At 66.2% G+C, this 15,941-nt stretch carries 15 protein-coding genes; 10 read left to right on the forward strand and 5 right to left on the reverse strand.

Annotation, left to right across the window (positions count from 1 at the left end; translation table 11 throughout):
• Positions 1-139 precede the first annotated feature (139 nt).
• The gene (locus AB0L58_RS01925; RefSeq protein ID WP_364379383.1) at positions 140-1,369 is read left to right on the forward strand and encodes an FAD-dependent oxidoreductase; all 1,230 of its coding nucleotides are present in this window, start codon (positions 140-142) and stop codon (positions 1,367-1,369) included.
• Positions 1,370-1,725: 356 nt separating this feature from the next.
• Here AB0L58_RS01925 and AB0L58_RS01930 read toward each other — a convergent pair whose 3' ends face one another.
• Positions 1,726-2,694: a zinc-binding dehydrogenase gene (locus AB0L58_RS01930; RefSeq protein ID WP_364379386.1), complete on the reverse strand. Its 969-nt coding sequence runs from the start codon at positions 2,692-2,694 to the stop codon at positions 1,726-1,728.
• 84 nt (positions 2,695-2,778) lie between these two features.
• Between AB0L58_RS01930 and AB0L58_RS01935 the strand changes: the two genes are divergently transcribed.
• The gene (locus tag AB0L58_RS01935; protein ID WP_364379388.1) at positions 2,779-3,354 is read left to right on the forward strand and encodes a helix-turn-helix domain-containing protein; all 576 of its coding nucleotides are present in this window, start codon (positions 2,779-2,781) and stop codon (positions 3,352-3,354) included.
• On the opposite strand, the gene AB0L58_RS01940 is transcribed toward AB0L58_RS01935, so the two are convergent.
• A complete protein-coding gene (locus AB0L58_RS01940; protein ID WP_364379391.1) occupies positions 3,351-4,064 on the reverse strand; it encodes an HD domain-containing protein in 714 nt (237 codons plus the stop codon). The two genes, AB0L58_RS01935 and AB0L58_RS01940, sit on opposite strands and share 4 nt — an antisense overlap.
• 83 nt (positions 4,065-4,147) lie before the next feature.
• On the opposite strand from AB0L58_RS01940, the gene AB0L58_RS01945 reads away from it, so the two are divergent.
• Positions 4,148-5,041: a hypothetical protein gene (locus tag AB0L58_RS01945; protein ID WP_364379394.1), complete on the forward strand. Its 894-nt coding sequence runs from the start codon at positions 4,148-4,150 to the stop codon at positions 5,039-5,041.
• A gap of 8 nt (positions 5,042-5,049) precedes the next feature.
• Here AB0L58_RS01945 and AB0L58_RS01950 read toward each other — a convergent pair whose 3' ends face one another.
• The 3 genes from AB0L58_RS01950 to AB0L58_RS01960 all read right to left on the reverse strand — a co-directional run bounded on the left by AB0L58_RS01950 (position 5,050) and on the right by AB0L58_RS01960 (position 6,801).
• Entirely contained in the window at positions 5,050-5,496 is a 447-nt protein-coding gene (locus tag AB0L58_RS01950) for an SgcJ/EcaC family oxidoreductase (RefSeq protein WP_364379397.1), read from the reverse strand.
• A 72-nt stretch (positions 5,497-5,568) separates the two neighbouring features.
• On the reverse strand, positions 5,569-6,195 hold the full coding sequence (locus tag AB0L58_RS01955; RefSeq protein WP_364379400.1) for an alpha-ketoglutarate-dependent dioxygenase AlkB: 627 nt from the start codon (positions 6,193-6,195) through the stop codon (positions 5,569-5,571).
• Between the two features lie 51 nt (positions 6,196-6,246).
• On the reverse strand, positions 6,247-6,801 hold the full coding sequence (locus tag AB0L58_RS01960; protein ID WP_364379403.1) for a helix-turn-helix domain-containing protein: 555 nt from the start codon (positions 6,799-6,801) through the stop codon (positions 6,247-6,249).
• Positions 6,802-6,901: 100 nt separating this feature from the next.
• Here AB0L58_RS01960 and AB0L58_RS01965 point away from each other — a divergent pair, with 100 nt between their 5' ends.
• From AB0L58_RS01965 to carB, 7 genes are all read left to right on the forward strand, one after another.
• Positions 6,902-7,762 carry an SAM-dependent methyltransferase gene (locus tag AB0L58_RS01965; protein ID WP_364379406.1) on the forward strand — a complete coding sequence of 287 codons (861 nt, stop codon included), beginning with the start codon at positions 6,902-6,904 and terminating at the stop codon, positions 7,760-7,762.
• Between the two features lie 171 nt (positions 7,763-7,933).
• Positions 7,934-8,569: a bifunctional pyr operon transcriptional regulator/uracil phosphoribosyltransferase PyrR gene (pyrR, locus tag AB0L58_RS01970; protein ID WP_364379409.1), complete on the forward strand. Its 636-nt coding sequence runs from the start codon at positions 7,934-7,936 to the stop codon at positions 8,567-8,569.
• A 198-nt stretch (positions 8,570-8,767) separates the two neighbouring features.
• Complete coding sequence (locus AB0L58_RS01975; RefSeq protein WP_364379412.1) at positions 8,768-9,724, forward strand: aspartate carbamoyltransferase catalytic subunit; 957 nt, start codon at positions 8,768-8,770, stop codon at positions 9,722-9,724.
• Positions 9,721-11,016, forward strand: a complete 1,296-nt coding sequence (locus AB0L58_RS01980) for a dihydroorotase (protein WP_364379415.1) — start codon at positions 9,721-9,723, stop codon at positions 11,014-11,016. The genes AB0L58_RS01975 and AB0L58_RS01980 overlap by 4 nt, the downstream gene beginning before the upstream one ends.
• Positions 11,017-11,514, forward strand: a complete 498-nt coding sequence (locus tag AB0L58_RS01985) for a transporter (RefSeq protein WP_364379418.1) — start codon at positions 11,017-11,019, stop codon at positions 11,512-11,514.
• Positions 11,511-12,626, forward strand: a complete 1,116-nt coding sequence (gene carA / locus AB0L58_RS01990; protein WP_364379421.1) for a glutamine-hydrolyzing carbamoyl-phosphate synthase small subunit — start codon at positions 11,511-11,513, stop codon at positions 12,624-12,626. Before AB0L58_RS01985 ends, carA begins: the two co-directional genes overlap by 4 nt.
• A complete protein-coding gene (carB, locus tag AB0L58_RS01995) occupies positions 12,626-15,934 on the forward strand; it encodes a carbamoyl-phosphate synthase large subunit (protein WP_364379424.1) in 3,309 nt (1,102 codons plus the stop codon). The genes carA and carB overlap by 1 nt, the downstream gene beginning before the upstream one ends.
• Positions 15,935-15,941 lie beyond the last annotated feature (7 nt).

A 15,941-nucleotide genomic window follows, 5' to 3' on the forward strand; every position in this document is an offset into this window, starting at 1 on the left:
CGATCGCTATCGCTATCGCTACGGTTCCGGGCCTGGTGCTCGGCTGCGCGGCATACCATTGAGTCGGCCCAGGGAAAACGCTACATCCGCGCCCGCGGAATGTCCGTCCGGCGCATGCGCACGGAGGGAGGCCGGGGCAATGGAACGCACGACATGTCTCGTGGTCGGTGGTGGACCGGCCGGTATGGTGCTCGGGCTGCTGCTCGCCCGCGCCGGTATCGCTGTCACCGTCCTGGAGAAGCATCAGGACTTCTTGCGCGACTTCCGCGGCGACACAGTGCATCCCACGACGCTGGACCTGCTCGACGAACTGGGGCTCGGCGATGAATTCGCGAAACTGCCTGCGCGTAAACTCCAGCAGATCCAGCTGCCGATCCGCGGGTCGGTGCAAACGGTGTTCACCCTGGATCATCTGCCCGGTGCGCACAAATACGTCGCGATGGTGCCGCAGTGGGATCTGCTCGACCTATTGGCCGGTGCGGCCGATCGGGAGCCGAGCTTCCGGCTGCGCATGAATACCGAAGCGACAGGGGTGATTCGGGAGGACGGCCGGGTCGCCGGTGTCGCCTACCGGACCAGAGACGGCGAAACCGGCGAGATCCGCGCCGACCTGACTGTGGCCTGCGATGGCCGTGACTCGGTGCTGCGGGCCGAGGTCGGACTCGGCTCACGCAGTTGGCCGACACCGATGGATGTGTGGTGGTTCCGCTTGCCGCGCACCGATATCGACCCCGCTGGTCTGATCGGGCTGCTCAGCGCCCACCGCGCCGCGGTCATGTTCGATCGCGGTGACTACTGGCAGGTCGCGACCCTCATCGCCAAGGGCGGCGATGCGGCGGCTCGGCGCGGCCCGGTCACCGAAATCGTGCGCAGTATGGCCGATTCGGCACCGTGGCTGCGGGACCGGGAGGATGTGCTCCGAGACTGGGACGAGGTGAAACTGCTCGACGTGAAGTTGGATCGCCTCACCAAGTGGTACACCGATGGTCTGCTCTGCATCGGCGACGCCGCCCACGCGATGTCCCCCGCCGGCGGAGTCGGCATCAACCTGGCCATCCAGGACGCCGTCGCCACCGCGAGAATCCTGGCCCCACCACTGACTTCGGGCACCCTGACCACCCGTGACCTGGCAAGGGTGCAGCGTCGCCGCACCCTCCCGACCGCCGTCACCCAGGGGATACAACGGATCCTCCACGCCGCCGTCTTCCGTCCCGCCCTATCCGGTCGAATCGATATCGCCAGCGCGGAAACGACGCCCTTGCCGCTACGCATCCTGCGCCGAATCCCCGTCCTCCGAACCGTCCCTCCATTTCTGATCGCCCGAGGAATACTCCCCGAACACGCCCCTACGTTCGCCCGCCGCCCCTGACGCCATCACTGAATGCACTCAGTGCAACAATGCAGTCGGCGCACGGGATGATCCACGGGAAACATCAACGGCCACATAGGGTTTCATTCTCCGCTGCCACGGGGTTCGCCGAGTCGAGGGCCGAGTGGTGCGAATCCCGCAAAGGGGTACGGCCTTTCGCGGTGCTGCGGTGGCGCCATGGACCGGGCGGCGATCCGGCCCGCGGTACGCTGCCCTCATGGGTGGTCGTGCGAGCTGTTCGCCACCCCCCTTCGGGTCGAACAGTTCGATGGTGTCCGGACCGAATATCGAAGGTGTTGCACCGGGCTCCCGCAGCTCGGTCCGTGCTGTCAGGTCTGAACTGATACGTGTGCGAGTCAGGGGCGCAGGACGATCTTGCCGATAGGCGAGCGCTGCTCGATGAGCCGGTGGGCCTTGGCGGCCTCGTCGAGGGAGAGGACGGAATCGATTCGGGGAGTGAGGGTTCCGGCGGTGGCCCGCTCGAGGGCTGCGGTGCCGGAGCGGGATACTTCGGCGAGCCAGTCCGGACCGGCGCAGGCGGTGAGGGTGAGGCCGTGGGGGAGTAGGTCCATCGCGGAGATCTGGGCCGGTGCTCCGGAGAGCCAGCCGTAGCTGAGGATTCGGCCGCGTACCGGGGTCATGGCTGCCAGTAGATCTCGGGCGGTGGTGCCGCCGATGGAATCGAAGACGACATCGAGCGTTGTGCCGTCGAGGGTTTCGCGCAGTCGGGTCGGCCAATCCGGCGCGGTGTGATCGATGACCTCATCTGCACCCAATGCCTTTGCCCGCATGGACTTTTCGGGACCGCCAGCGGTAGCGATGACCCGCGCGGCGCCGAATTCCCTGGCGAGTTGGGTGAGTGCGCTGCCGACTCCCGTCGCGGCGGCTTCGATCAGAACCGTTTCGGAGCCGGTGAGCGCCGCGGTCGCGAGCAGGGGCAGTGCCACCGATCCGTCCATCAGGACCGCGGCCGCGTCGGCCGAGGAGAGGTCTTCCGGAATCATGGTCACCGAAGATGCTGGTGCGCAGACGAATTCGGCATAGGAACCGAATCCTGCGGTAGCTACCGTGACGCGTCGACCCAGCAATGTCGCGTCGACCTCGTCCCCGATCTCGACGACCACTCCGGCGGCCTGGAAACCGAAGACCACCGGTGGCTCGACAGGCATCGGAAACTCGCCCGAGCGCAATTTGGTCTCCGGGAACAGCACCGGAATCGCCTCCGCGCGGATCACCAGTTCGCCGACGCCCGGATGTGGTGTGGCGACATCCTGGGCGACCAGGACCTCGGGTCCGCCGATGCCCGTCATTACGATTGCTTGCATTACTGACTCCGTAACTTGACTGTCGGTCCAAATGCCTGTCGAAGAATATGGACCGACGGTCAAGTTGTCAATGAAGGTGGTGGAATGACAGACGAACGCCCGAAGGAACGGGCGGATGCCGCGCGCAACCGGCAGGCGATCCTGGCCGCGACCGCCGCGTTGCTCGCCGAACACGGCGCTGACGCGCTCACCATGGACCGGGTCGCGGCAGCCGCCGGTGTCGGCAAGGGCACGATCTTCCACCGCTTCGGCAATCGCGCCGGATTACTGCACGAGATGATCGCCGAGAGCACCTTCGGATTGATGGATGCCGTCCGCAGCGGTCCGCCGCCGCTGGGCCCCGGGGCGTCGGCAGGGGAGCGACTGTTGGCTTTCTTCGACGCCTTCGTGCGCATGATGACCGACAACATCGAGGTGACGGTCGCCTACCTGCAGGGTCCGCCGCATCCACAGGCCGCCGAAATCCACGAATTCTGGGATGCGCATATCACCGCGCTGCTGCGGGAGGCTCGCCCGGACCTGGACGCGGAGGTGGTCGCCGGGTTGCTGTTGGGGGCATTGGGTGGCGAACAGGTGCCGCGACTCGCGCGAGCGGGGGAGACCGAACGGTTGCGCGCCGCGATCCGTGGACTCGTCGAATCGGTGCTGCGCGGGCCCTAGTCCTTGGCGAGGATGGCGGCGAAGCGTTCGTCGGCGCTGTCGAGTTGGTGCAGGATACGCCGCTTGACGTGGTCGGCAAGCGGTGTATCGGGACGGGTGACGAGGTCGCGGTAGACATCGGTGAGCGGGCGGTACTTGGTGGCGAGTTTGCGCATCGCCGGTCGGTCGGCATAGAGGATGCCGACGCCGTTATCGGTGAAGTCGGACAATTTGACGATGCGGGCCCAGGGCGCGCGATCGAGATTTGTCGCCACATGTTGGCGGTATTGCGCGTGCCGATCGATATCCGGGTCCGGTTCCGGATTGGTGACGGCGGCGACGAGTTCGGCGACCCGGGCGCCGAAGCGGGCCGAGAGTTCCGCGAGGGCTGCATCGGTCGGCGACCCGGGACGCGCACCTGCCAATTCGGCCGAGTGGTCCTCGACCGAATCGTGTAGCAGCCCGGCCGCGACGACGTCCGGATCCCGCACCTCGTAGTGGCTGACGATCCGAATCGCAACGCGCAGCAGATGACTCAAATATGGTTCGCGGCCATAACGATCGTCACGGTGCAGTTCGGTGGCCAGGTCCAATGCCTCGGTGAGCCGGTCGGCGTCGGATAGTTCGGCTATTTCCAGCAGTAGTCGTTCGCGCAGTCCGCTCTCGCCGTAGACCTCGCTGATCGTATGCAGCGGCATCACGGCCAAAACCCCCGCCCCGGGATTGCTCATACCGCCAATCTATCGGGGACGGCCACCTACCGCTGCACTCTGGACCACTGTTCAATTGCGCGAGAATAATCCGTTGCCGCGCGGTGACCGCCGTGGTCTCCTGGAACGCACGCGAGGCAGAACTGGAGGTGAACGTGGCCGCGCAGTACAAACGGCCGCGCCCAGGTTCGGCTACCGACAATATGGCGAAACTGCATCGACGCACCATGGTGCTCGATGGGCGGGTGTATACGGTGTTGACCTTGCGCCCCGGCAGTGATTTCCGCTTCGCAACCAACTATTTCCACGAGACCTGGCATGTGCTCACGGATTGGCGCGGTGCGCGGATGCTGGCTCGACTGCTGTGGGGGTTGGCCTATCAGCGGCGGCCGGGCACACTCGTGGTCATCGATCCGGTGCACTTGGATCCCAATCCGTTCGACGCCGCGCCGTCGGATCCGATTGTGCTCGTGCCCGCGGACCTGACCGTCTTCACCCGCGCCGCCGCCGTCGCATTGCGTAGGCGACTCCCGTTGCGCGACGGTTCACAGGGCACCGTGCGCTGGCAGACCTTCGGTCTGGACGCCGCGGTGGCCGAGCTGCGGGAATGGCGCGCGAAGGGGCCGGGTGAGCGGGACTGGAATTTCGTCGACGTGCCGACCGGCTGGGAGCGGATCGATCGTATCGGTGGCATGGTCACGATTTTCGGCGCGCGCGATCAGTTGCGATCGTGGGGAACCTCGCTCGCGACACTCGGGACCTACGCCTACTACGGCATGGATTACGAATACCTGGACGAAGACCGCAATGGCGAGGTGCAGATCTTCCGGCAGTACCGCCGGAAGGTGAACATCGCGCGCCAGGCGCGCGCCGAAGTGCTCGTCCGATTCGATGGACATGCCTCGACGGAGGAGGTCCAGCGCGCCATCTGGTCGCATGGCGCGACCGTTCGCCGCCGTCGCTTCCCGGCGCACGAAGAACGGCTCGCCATGCGATGAACTGACGGCTACTTCGTCTGCGGGATCAGTGTGTTCTGCCGCGCCGCGGTCCACCACCGACCGTTTGCTTTGACCAGTACGTACAGCGCGATCATCGCGTGATCGATATCGATCAACTCGCCCTCGGCCGTCGTCGCCCGTGCGAGCTTGTGCGCGATCGCGATATCGGGCCGCAGGAATACGATGTCGGCGACCTCGTAGCGGACATACTGATCCTTCAGGAATCCGGCCAGCCCTTGCCGATTCGCGTCCAGCAGTGCGTCTTTTCCGACGATGAGTGCACCGACCGCATTGACCACCGCTGCATTGGCGGTGAAGTCGGCGGTCATGAGCTCGGCATCGTTGGTGTTGTACGCCGTTTCGACATTGGCGATGATCTGCTCGATTGCCGCAGTGTCCGCGGTGTGGTCGACCGTGGTGTCGACGACCACGGGCTGAAATGTCGTTGCGCTCATGGCGATCAGCTTCTTATCTCAACCATGGTTGAGGTCAATGGGTCGTCGGCTCTGTCACAACCGCCGGTGGGGTCAGCGCACGCCCCGCGGTCGATATTGAATGCTGATTCGCGGCCCGGTCGGCCTGCGCGTCTTCGGTACGGCGTGTTCCCAGGTGCGCTGGCATGAGCCGCCCATGACCAGCAGATCGCCGTGACCGACCGCAAACCGAAGACTCGCGCCGCCACCGCGCGGTCGCAATAGGAGTGCGCGCGGCGCACCGATCGAAACGATGGCGACCATGGTGTCGTCGGTCGCCCCCCGCCCGATGGTATCGCCGTGCCAGGCCACGCTGTCGCGTCCGTCGCGGTAATAGCACAGCCCGGCCGTGCGGAACGGCTCGCGAAGCTCCTCGCGATAGTGCGCGGTCAGTGCCTCCCGTGCCTCGTCCAGCACCGGATCCGGCAGCTGTGCCCCCTCCTCGTAGAAGCACAGCAGCCGCGGCACATCCACCACCCGGTCGTACATCGGCCGCCGCTCGGCCTGCCACGGGACCTCGTCCGTCAACCGTTCGAACAGCACATCCGCCCCCGACAGCCACCCGGGCAGCACATCCACCCAAGCGCCATGACTCAATGCCGTCCGGTGGACGCCATCGAGCCCGCCCACCTCGATATTCCCGAAGCCGTCGAGCAATGATCCCTGCAGCGGTGTCGACATGCCGCCGAATCTACGCTCTATCGAACATATGTGCTAGCGAGAAATGGTCAGTCAATTCTTGGTGAGAATGTCGCGCGCGATATCGACAGCGGCGGCGTAGCACTCGTCATCGGTGAGCGGGAGATCGCCCATCATGGCGGTGCTCCAACTGATGGCGAGCAGAGCTTCGCGTGCGCGGAAGACGGCGAGCGGCGGGTGGTCCGGCCCGGCCATCAGGTCGGCGAGCACGCGGAACTGGTAGCGCATGCTGGAGCCGAAATCGAGCTGGCGGAAGGCGGGCTGGTTTTCGTGCCAGAAGCGGACCATGCCGCGGCCGATGCCATGCAGCAGCGCGCCGTAGCGGGTGAGGATTCCGTTGGCCCGCTCCGGGCCGGGCGGCGTGCTCTCGGCCCAGGTCACGATGTCATCGATCCCGCGCCGCAGGTCGTCGGAGAGGCTCGCGACGATATCTTCCTTGGTGCGGAAGTGGTAGTAGAGCGCGGCCTTGGTGACGCCGAGGCGGTCGGCGATCTCGCGCAGCGAGGTCTTCTCGTAGCCGCGCTCGGAGAACAATTCCATTGCGACCGTACGAATCCGCTCGCGCGTATCGCTGCGACGTCCGTCCATGTGCCCTCCTATTTGCTTGACGACCGGCTAGTGAAAGCCTAACGTCTTCGCTGAGCCGGATTGCTAGTCGGGCGACAAGTTATCTATTGGGGAGGCTGTAATGACCGAAACGTATCCGAAGGCGCCGATGACAGGTGTCGCATTGACCGCGATCGGCGTCGCGGTCATCCGGGCGAAGGAATCCGTGCGAGCGGATCGCCTGTACGACGATCCGTTCGCGCGGCTATTCGTCGATGCCGCGCGGCACGCCTACCGCGATGTCGACGGGGGAATCGAGCGCTGGGCGCGACTGGAAGAGGTCGCGGATATGTTCTTCGAAGGCCGCACGGTCGGCGTCCGGCTCGTCGATGACCGGGTCGCCGAGGCGGTCGAACAGGGGATCCGCCAGATCGTGCTCATCGGTGCGGGCTTGGACACCAGGGCTTTCCGCATGGCGCTGCCCGCCGATGTCCGTGTGTTCGAGATCGATCTGCCGGAGCTGTTCGCCTTCAAGGAACCGGTCCTCGCCGCGGCAGATGCGCAACCTCGCTGTGGCCGCGCGGTGCTGGCCATCGATTTGCGCGAGGACTGGGCGAAGCTGCTCGGGGAGTACGGATTTCGGCCGGACCAGCCCACGCACTGGGTGGACGAGGGCGTCCTGGGGTACCTGACTCACGAACACGCACGCCACGTGGTCGCGACACTGACCGAATTATCCGCTCCGGGAAGCCGTTTCGGTGTCAGTCGGTTCGCCGCGGACGAAAATGCCCGGCCATACGCCGAACTCAAACGCCTGGTCCGTGGTGACGAGGGCGTGGATCGTCCGCGTACCGGTCTCGGTGCCGACGCCAGAACCTGGCTGGACGAACACGGCTGGCGCACCGAATTCCGTAGCTGGGACGATATGGTCGCTACCATCGACCGTCCGGCCGCCGTGAACGATCCGGATATCGGAGTGGTCATCGCGGTCCGCGAACCTTAGGGCGCGAACTTCTCGAAACGCTCACCGGAATGTCTGGAGTGTCCGAACCGCGCGTGGCCCCGCTCACAGCGGGATATGCCTGGTTAAAGCGGTGCAAACGGCGCTGCTAGGCTGCATGCCGTAAAGACATCCTTTAACGGACCGTCCGGTGAGGCGGGGAAGGAGGTCGGCATGGCTGTGCCCGAGGAACGGGCCGCCAAGTCCGGCGCTGCCGAAACGTCGCAGCGACACACCCCGGAGTGGGTGAGCGCGGGCCGAGAGTTGCTGTCTCCTTCCGACGTCGGCCGGACCATCGCGCGCATCGCGCATCAGATCATCGAAAAGACGGCCCTGGATGCGGGCGAGCCGGACGCACCGCGCGTGGTGCTGATCGGCATTCCCACTCGCGGCACCACCCTGGCCGCACGTCTGACCGACAAGATCGAGGAATTCTCCGGCGTCCGCCCGGCTCTCGGCTCGCTCGACATCACCCTCTATCGCGACGATCTGCGCAGCCGTCCGCACCGCCCGCTCGAGCGCACTTCCGTGCCCGAGGGCGGTATCGAGGACGCACTCGTGGTCCTGGTCGACGACGTGCTCTTCTCCGGCCGCACCGTGCGCTCGGCGCTCGACGGTCTGCGCGATCTGGGCCGCCCCCGCGCCGTCCAACTCGCGGTGCTCATCGACCGCGGCCACCGTGAGCTCCCGATCCGCGCGGATTTCGTCGGCAAGAACGTGCCGACCTCCCGCAGCGAGGACATTTCCGTATTGCTCACCGAACACGACGGCTGCGACGGCGTCTACTTGCATCAGGAGGAAGCGCAGTGAACCGGGCTCGCCGGAGCGAGTGTCAGCGAGGTGGAGTCGTGAGGGAGCGCAGCGAGCGAACCATCAACGCAGCGACCGGAGGTCGAACGACGGAGCCGAGTGTCAGCGAGGTGGAGTCGTGAGGGAGCGCAGCGAGCGAACCATCAACGCAGCGACCGGAGGTCGAACGACGGAGCCGAGCGACAGCGAGGTGGAGTCGTGAGACATCTGCTGACGGTGACCGACCTCGATCGTGCCACTGCCACCGAACTGCTCGACGAGGCCGAACGTTTCGAGCAGGCGCTGCTCGGTCGCGAGGTGAAGAAGCTGCCGACGCTGCGTGGTCGCACCGTGATGACGGTCTTCTACGAGAACTCCACCCGCACCCGGGTATCTTTCGAGGTCGCAGGTAAGTGGATGAGCGCCGATGTGATCAATGTCAGCGCGAGCAGCTCCTCGGTCGCCAAGGGCGAATCACTGCGCGATACCGCGCTGACGCTGCACGCGGCAGGTGCGGACGCGCTCATCGTCCGGCATCCGGCCTCGGGTGCGGCGCATCAGATCGCGCGCTGGATGGATGCCTGGGCGGTCGCCGAGGGGCGGCAGGGTCCGGCCATCATCAATGCCGGTGACGGTACCCACCAGCACCCGACGCAGGCGCTGCTGGACGCACTGACCCTGCGTCAACGTCTCGGCGATATCGAGGGTAAGCGGATTGTCATCGTCGGCGATATCCTGCACAGCCGGGTCGCGCGCTCGAATGTCTTTCTGCTCGACACTCTCGGCGCCGAGGTGGTGCTGGTCGCGCCGCGTACGCTGTTGCCGGTCGGCGCGGAGCGCTGGCCTACCCGGATCTCGTCGTCGCTCGACGCCGAATTGCCGGGCGCGGATGCGGTGCTGATGCTGCGGGTGCAGCAGGAGCGGATGAACGGTGGGTTCTTCCCGTCGCCCCGCGAATATTCGGTCAACTACGGACTTTCCGAGCGCAGGCTCGCACTGCTGGACGAAAACGCGGTCGTCCTGCATCCGGGGCCGATGCTGCGCGGCATGGAAATCGCCTCGCCCGTGGCGGATTCCCCGCGGGCGGCGATCCTGCAACAGGTGACGAACGGAGTGCATATGCGGATGGCCGTGCTGTTCCGGCTGCTGGTCGGTACCCAGGAGGCAGTGGCATGAGCCTGCTGCTCAAAGGGGTTCGGCCGTATGGCGTGGGCGAGCCGGTCGACGTACTCGTCCGCGACGGTGTGATCGCCGCCATCGGAACGGGTCTCGGCACCGACGACGCCGAGGTCATCGACGCGCAGGGGCAGATTCTGCTGCCCGGTTTCGTCGATCTGCACACCCATCTGCGCGAACCCGGCCGCGAGGACACCGAAACCATCGAAACCGGTTCTGCCGCAGCGGCACTCGGTGGTTATACCGCCGTGTTCGCCATGGCCAATACCAATCCGGTCGCCGATTCGGTGGTCGTCACCGATCATGTATGGCGACGCGGCCAGGAGATCGGCCTGGTCGATGTGTACCCGGTGGGTGCGGTCACGGTCGGCCTCGAGGGTAGGCAACTCGCCGAAATGGGCACCATGGCCGCCGGTGTCGGTTCCGTGCGCATGTTCTCCGATGACGGCCACTGCGTCCACGACCCGCTGCTCATGCGGCGTGCCCTGGAGTACTCGAACTCTCTCGGCGTCTTGATCGCCCAGCACGCAGAAGAGCCACGCCTGACCAAAGGTGCTGTCGCCCATGAGGGTCCGACCGCCGCCCGCCTCGGCCTGGCCGGTTGGCCGCGCGCCGCGGAGGAGTCGATCGTCGCCCGCGACGCACTGCTGGCCCGCGACGCCGGTGCCCGCGTGCACATCTGCCACGCGTCCACGGCCGGCACCGTGGAATTGGTGAAATGGGCCAAGGCGCAGGGCATTTCGATCACCGCCGAGGTCACCCCGCACCATCTGCTGCTGGACGACTCGCGCCTGGAGACCTACGATGCGGTCAATAAGGTGAATCCGCCGTTGCGCGAGGTCTCCGATACCATCGCGCTGCGGCAGGCACTCGCCGAGGGCATCCTCGACTGTGTCGCCACCGACCATGCCCCGCACGCCGAACAGGACAAGTGCTGCGAATTCGCCGCCGCCCGTCCCGGCATGCTCGGCCTGGAGACCGCCCTGTCGATCATCGTGCAGACCATGGTCGAACCCGGCCTGCTGGATTGGCGCGGGGTCGCCCGTGTGATGAGCGAGCGTCCGGCCGAAATCGTCGGACTCGACGGCCACGGCCGCCCGCTCGAGGTCGGCGAACCGGCCAACCTGACGCTGGTCGATCCGGATGCGACCTGGACGGTGCGGGCCACCGAACTCGCCAGCATTTCGAATAACACGCCGTTCGAGGACATGACTTTCCCGGCTCGGGTGACAACGACGTTGCTCCGAGGCCGGGTAACCGCCCGTGAGGGCAAGGCGGTGGGAGGTTCGTAAGTGGAAAGAGCGCTGTGGGTGGTCGGGCTGCTCGCGCTGTTCGTCCTGTGCATCTGGTTGATGTACCGGGGTTGGCGCAACCGTGCCGCGCGGCAGGCGGCACGGATCGGCGAACTACCGCATGTGCCGGGTGATCTCGGCGCTCAGGTGCTCGAGCCGACCACCGGAATGTATCTCGGCAGCACCATCGCACCCAGCTGGCAGGACCGGATCGCGGTGGGCGACTTGGGTTTCCGGGCCACGGCGGAACTCACGCGGTTCGAACGGGGGATTCTGCTCGAGCGCGACGGTGCGACGGTGATCTGGATTCCGCAGGAATCCATTACGGCCGTGCGAACCGAACGCGGCCACGCGGGCAAGGTGATGACGGAAGATGGTGTGCTGGTAATTCGCTGGAAGCTGCCGACCGGAACCGAGATAGATACCGGTTTCCGAGGTGATGACAAGACGGTGTACCCGGCGTGGGCCAGGGCGATGACGGGAGACGACGAGGGATGATGCAAGAAGCAGCAGCATTGGTACTGGAGGACGGCCGGGTGTTCCGCGGCACGGCCTTCGGCGCCGTCGGCCAAACACTCGGTGAGGCGGTGTTCTGCACCGCGATGACCGGCTACCAGGAGACTCTCACCGACCCCAGCTACCACCGCCAGATCGTGGTGGCGACGGCCCCGCAGATCGGCAACACCGGCTGGAACGAAGAAGACGATGAATCCGGCAAGATCTGGGTCGCCGGCTACGCGGTCCGCGATGCCTCGCGCGTCGCATCGAACTGGCGCTCGACCGGCACCCTGCAGGATCAGCTGGACCACCAGCAGATCGTCGGCATCGCGGGTATCGACACCCGCGCGCTGGTGCGCCACCTGCGCACCCGCGGTTCGATGAAGGCAGGCATCTTCTCCGGTTCGGCGCTCGCCGATGCCGAGGAACTGCTGGCCAGGGTCAATGGACAGCCGTCGATGCTCGGCGCGGATCTGGCCGAAGAGGTCAGCACCGACGCGCTGTACACGATAGAACCGAACGGCGACCCGCGCTTCACCGTCGTCGCGGTCGATCTCGGCATCAAGACCAACACCCCGCGCATGTTCGCCCAGCGCGGCATGCGGGTCCATGTGGTGCCGTCGACCGTCACGCTGAGCCAGATCCTGGAGTTGAAGCCGGACGGCGTCTTCCTGTCCAACGGTCCCGGCGACCCGGCCACCCAGGACGGCGCGGTCGCGATCACCCAGGGTGTGCTGGAGCAGGGGCTGCCGCTGTTCGGCATCTGCTTCGGCAATCAGATCCTCGGCCGCGCCCTCGGCCGCAAGACCTACAAGATGAAGTTCGGCCACCGCGGCATCAATATCCCGGTCGTCGAACACGAGACCGGCCGGATCTCGATCACCGCGCAGAACCACGGCTTCGCGCTGGAGGGCGAACAGGGCGAACAGTTCGACACCCCGTTCGGCAAGGCCGAGGTCAGCCACGTATGCGCCAATGACGGCACCGTCGAGGGCGTGCGCCTGGTCGATGGCCGCGCATTCTCGGTGCAGTACCACCCGGAGGCCGCCGCCGGACCCCATGACGCCGCCTATCTCTTCGACCGTTTCGCCGGTCTCATGGAAGGAGCCTGATGCCTCGCCGCGAGGATCTGAAGCACATCCTGGTGATCGGCTCCGGTCCGATCGTCATCGGCCAGGCCTGCGAATTCGACTACTCCGGCACCCAGGCGTGCCGGGTGCTGCGGGCCGAGGGCCTGCGGGTATCGCTGGTGAATTCCAACCCGGCGACCATCATGACCGATCCGGAATTCGCCGACTCCACCTATGTGGAGCCGATTACGCCGGAGTTCGTCGAGAAGGTCATCGAAAAGGAGCGTCCCGACGCCATTCTCGCCACCCTGGGCGGGCAGACCGCGCTGAACACGGCCGTGGCCCTGCACGAACGCGGTGTGCTGCAGAAGTACAACGTCGAGTTGATCGGTGCCGACTTCGAGGCCATCCAGCGCGGTGAGGACCGGCAGAAGTTCAAGGACATCGTCGCCAAGGTCGGCGGCGAGAGCGCGCGCTCCCGGGTCTGCCACACCATGGAAGAGGTCCGCGATACCGTTGCGGAACTGGGCTTTCCGGTGGTTGTGCGGCCGTCGTTCACGATGGGCGGCCTCGGCTCGGGCATGGCCTACAACAATGAGGACCTCGATCGGATCGCGGGCGGCGGCCTGGCCGCCTCGCCCACCGCGAATGTGCTCATCGAGGAATCCATCCTGGGTTGGAAGGAATACGAACTCGAGCTGATGCGCGACGGCCGCGACAATGTCGTGGTGGTCTGCTCGATCGAGAATGTGGACCCGATGGGTGTGCACACCGGTGATTCGGTCACCGTCGCGCCCGCCATGACCCTCACCGACCGCGAATACCAGCGGCTGCGCGACCTGGGCATCGACATTCTGCGTGAGGTCGGCGTCGACACCGGCGGCTGCAACATCCAGTTCGCGGTCAACCCGGCCGATGGGCGCTTGATCGTCATCGAAATGAACCCGCGCGTCTCGCGCTCGTCCGCATTGGCCTCCAAGGCAACGGGTTTCCCGATCGCCAAGATCGCGGCCAAGCTGGCCATCGGCTACACCCTCGACGAGATCGTCAACGACATCACCAAGGAAACCCCGGCCTGTTTCGAGCCGACCCTGGACTATGTGGTCGTCAAGGCGCCGCGATTCGCCTTCGAGAAGTTCCCCGGTGCCGACGCCACGCTGACCACCACCATGAAATCGGTCGGCGAGGCGATGTCGCTGGGCCGCAACTTCGCCGAGGCGCTCGGCAAGGTGCTGCGCTCGCTGGAAACCAAGGCCGCGGGCTTCTGGACCCAGGACGATGGCAAATGGGCCGATACCGAGGCCGTCCTCGAAGACCTGCGCACTCCGACCGAGGGCCGCATCTACCAGGTCGAGCGTGCGCTGCGCCTGGGCGCGAGCATCGAGGACGTCGCTGCGGCCTCCGGCATCGACCCCTGGTTCGTCGCCGAGGTGGCCGGACTGGTCGAACTGCGCCGTGAGCTCATCGACGCGCCCGTGCTCGACGAGCCGCTGCTGCGCCGCGCCAAGCACTACGGCTTGTCCGATCGTCAGATCGCCGCGCTGCGACCGGAATTGGCGGGTGAGACCGGCGTGCGCGCACTGCGTCACCGGCTCGGTATCCGTCCGGTCTTCAAGACCGTCGACACCTGCGCCGCGGAGTTCGAAGCCAAGACCCCGTACCACTACTCGACCTACGAGCTCGATCCCGCAGCCGAGTCGGAGGTCTCGCCGCAGCGCGAGCGCGACAAGGTGATCATCCTGGGTTCCGGGCCTAACCGGATCGGCCAGGGCATCGAGTTCGACTACTCGTGTGTCCATGCGGCGCAGACGCTTTCGCAGGCCGGATACGAGACCGTCATGGTCAACTGCAACCCGGAGACGGTCTCCACCGACTACGACACCGCCGACCGGCTCTACTTCGAGCCGCTGACCTTCGAGGATGTGCTCGAGGTCTACCACGCCGAAACCGAATCGGGCACCGTCGCCGGTGTGATCGTGCAGCTCGGCGGGCAGACCCCGCTGGGTCTGGCGCAGCGGCTCACCGATGCCGGTGTGCCGGTGGTCGGCACCAGTGCCGCCGCCATCGACCTGGCCGAGGATCGCGGCGAATTCGGTGACGTGCTGGTGGCCGCCGGCCTGCCCGCGCCGAAGTACGGCACCGCGACCACCTTCGCGCAGGCCAAGAAGATCGCCGCGGGCATCGGCTACCCGGTGCTGGTGCGTCCGTCCTATGTGCTCGGCGGGCGCGGTATGGAGATCGTCTACGACGAGGCCTCGCTGGAGGGCTACATCTCCCGGGCCACCGAACTCAGCCCGGAACATCCGGTGCTGGTCGACCGCTTCCTGGAAGACGCCATCGAGATCGACGTGGACGCGCTCTGCGACGGCGACGAGGTCTACCTCGGCGGTGTGATGGAGCACATCGAAGAGGCGGGCATCCACTCCGGCGACTCCGCCTGCGCGCTGCCGCCGATCACCTTGGGCCGCAGCGATATCGAGGCGGTGCGCCGCTCTACCATCGCGCTGGCCAAGGGCATCGGCGTCAGGGGCCTGCTCAATGTGCAGTACGCGCTCAAGGACGATGTGCTCTACGTACTCGAGGCGAATCCACGGGCGAGCCGGACTGTTCCGTTCGTCTCCAAGGCCACCGCGGTGCCGCTGGCCAAGGCAGCCGCGCGGATCACCATGGGCGCCACCATCGCCGAACTGCGCAAGGAGGGCATGCTGCCCGGCGAAGGGGACGGTGGCCACGTGCCGCTCGACGCGCCGGTCGCGGTGAAGGAGGCGGTGCTGCCGTTCCACCGGTTCCGCAAGGCCGACGGCAGCGGGGTGGATTCGTTGCTGTCACCGGAGATGAAGTCCACCGGTGAGGTCATGGGTATCGACGCCGATTTCGGCACCGCCTTCGCGAAGAGCCAGGCCGCGGCCTACGGTTCGCTCCCGACCGAGGGCACCGTCTTCGTCTCGATCGCCAATCGGGACAAGCGCGCCATGGTGTTCCCGGTCAAGCGCCTCCACGATCTCGGCTTCCGCATCCTGGCCACCGAGGGCACCGCGGAAATGCTGCGCCGCAACGGAATTCCGTGTGAACAGGTGCGTAAGCATTCCGAGGACGGGCCCGCCGACCAGCCGACCATTGTGGAACAGATCCGTGACGGCGAGGTCGACATGGTGTTCAACACCCCTTACGGCAACTCCGGGCCGCGCGTGGACGGCTATGAGATCCGTACGGCGGCGGTCGGTGTGAATATTCCGTGCATCACCACGGTGCAGGGTGCGGCCGCGGCGGTGCAGGGCATCGAGGCGAGCATCAACGGCGGCATCGGGGTGCGTTCGCTGCAGGAACTGCATTCGGTGCTGCGTGGCTGACGAGGGA

The sequence above is a fragment of the Nocardia sp. NPDC052112 genome (genome assembly GCF_040680135.1).
Classification (GTDB): Bacteria; Actinomycetota; Actinomycetes; order Mycobacteriales; family Mycobacteriaceae; genus Nocardia.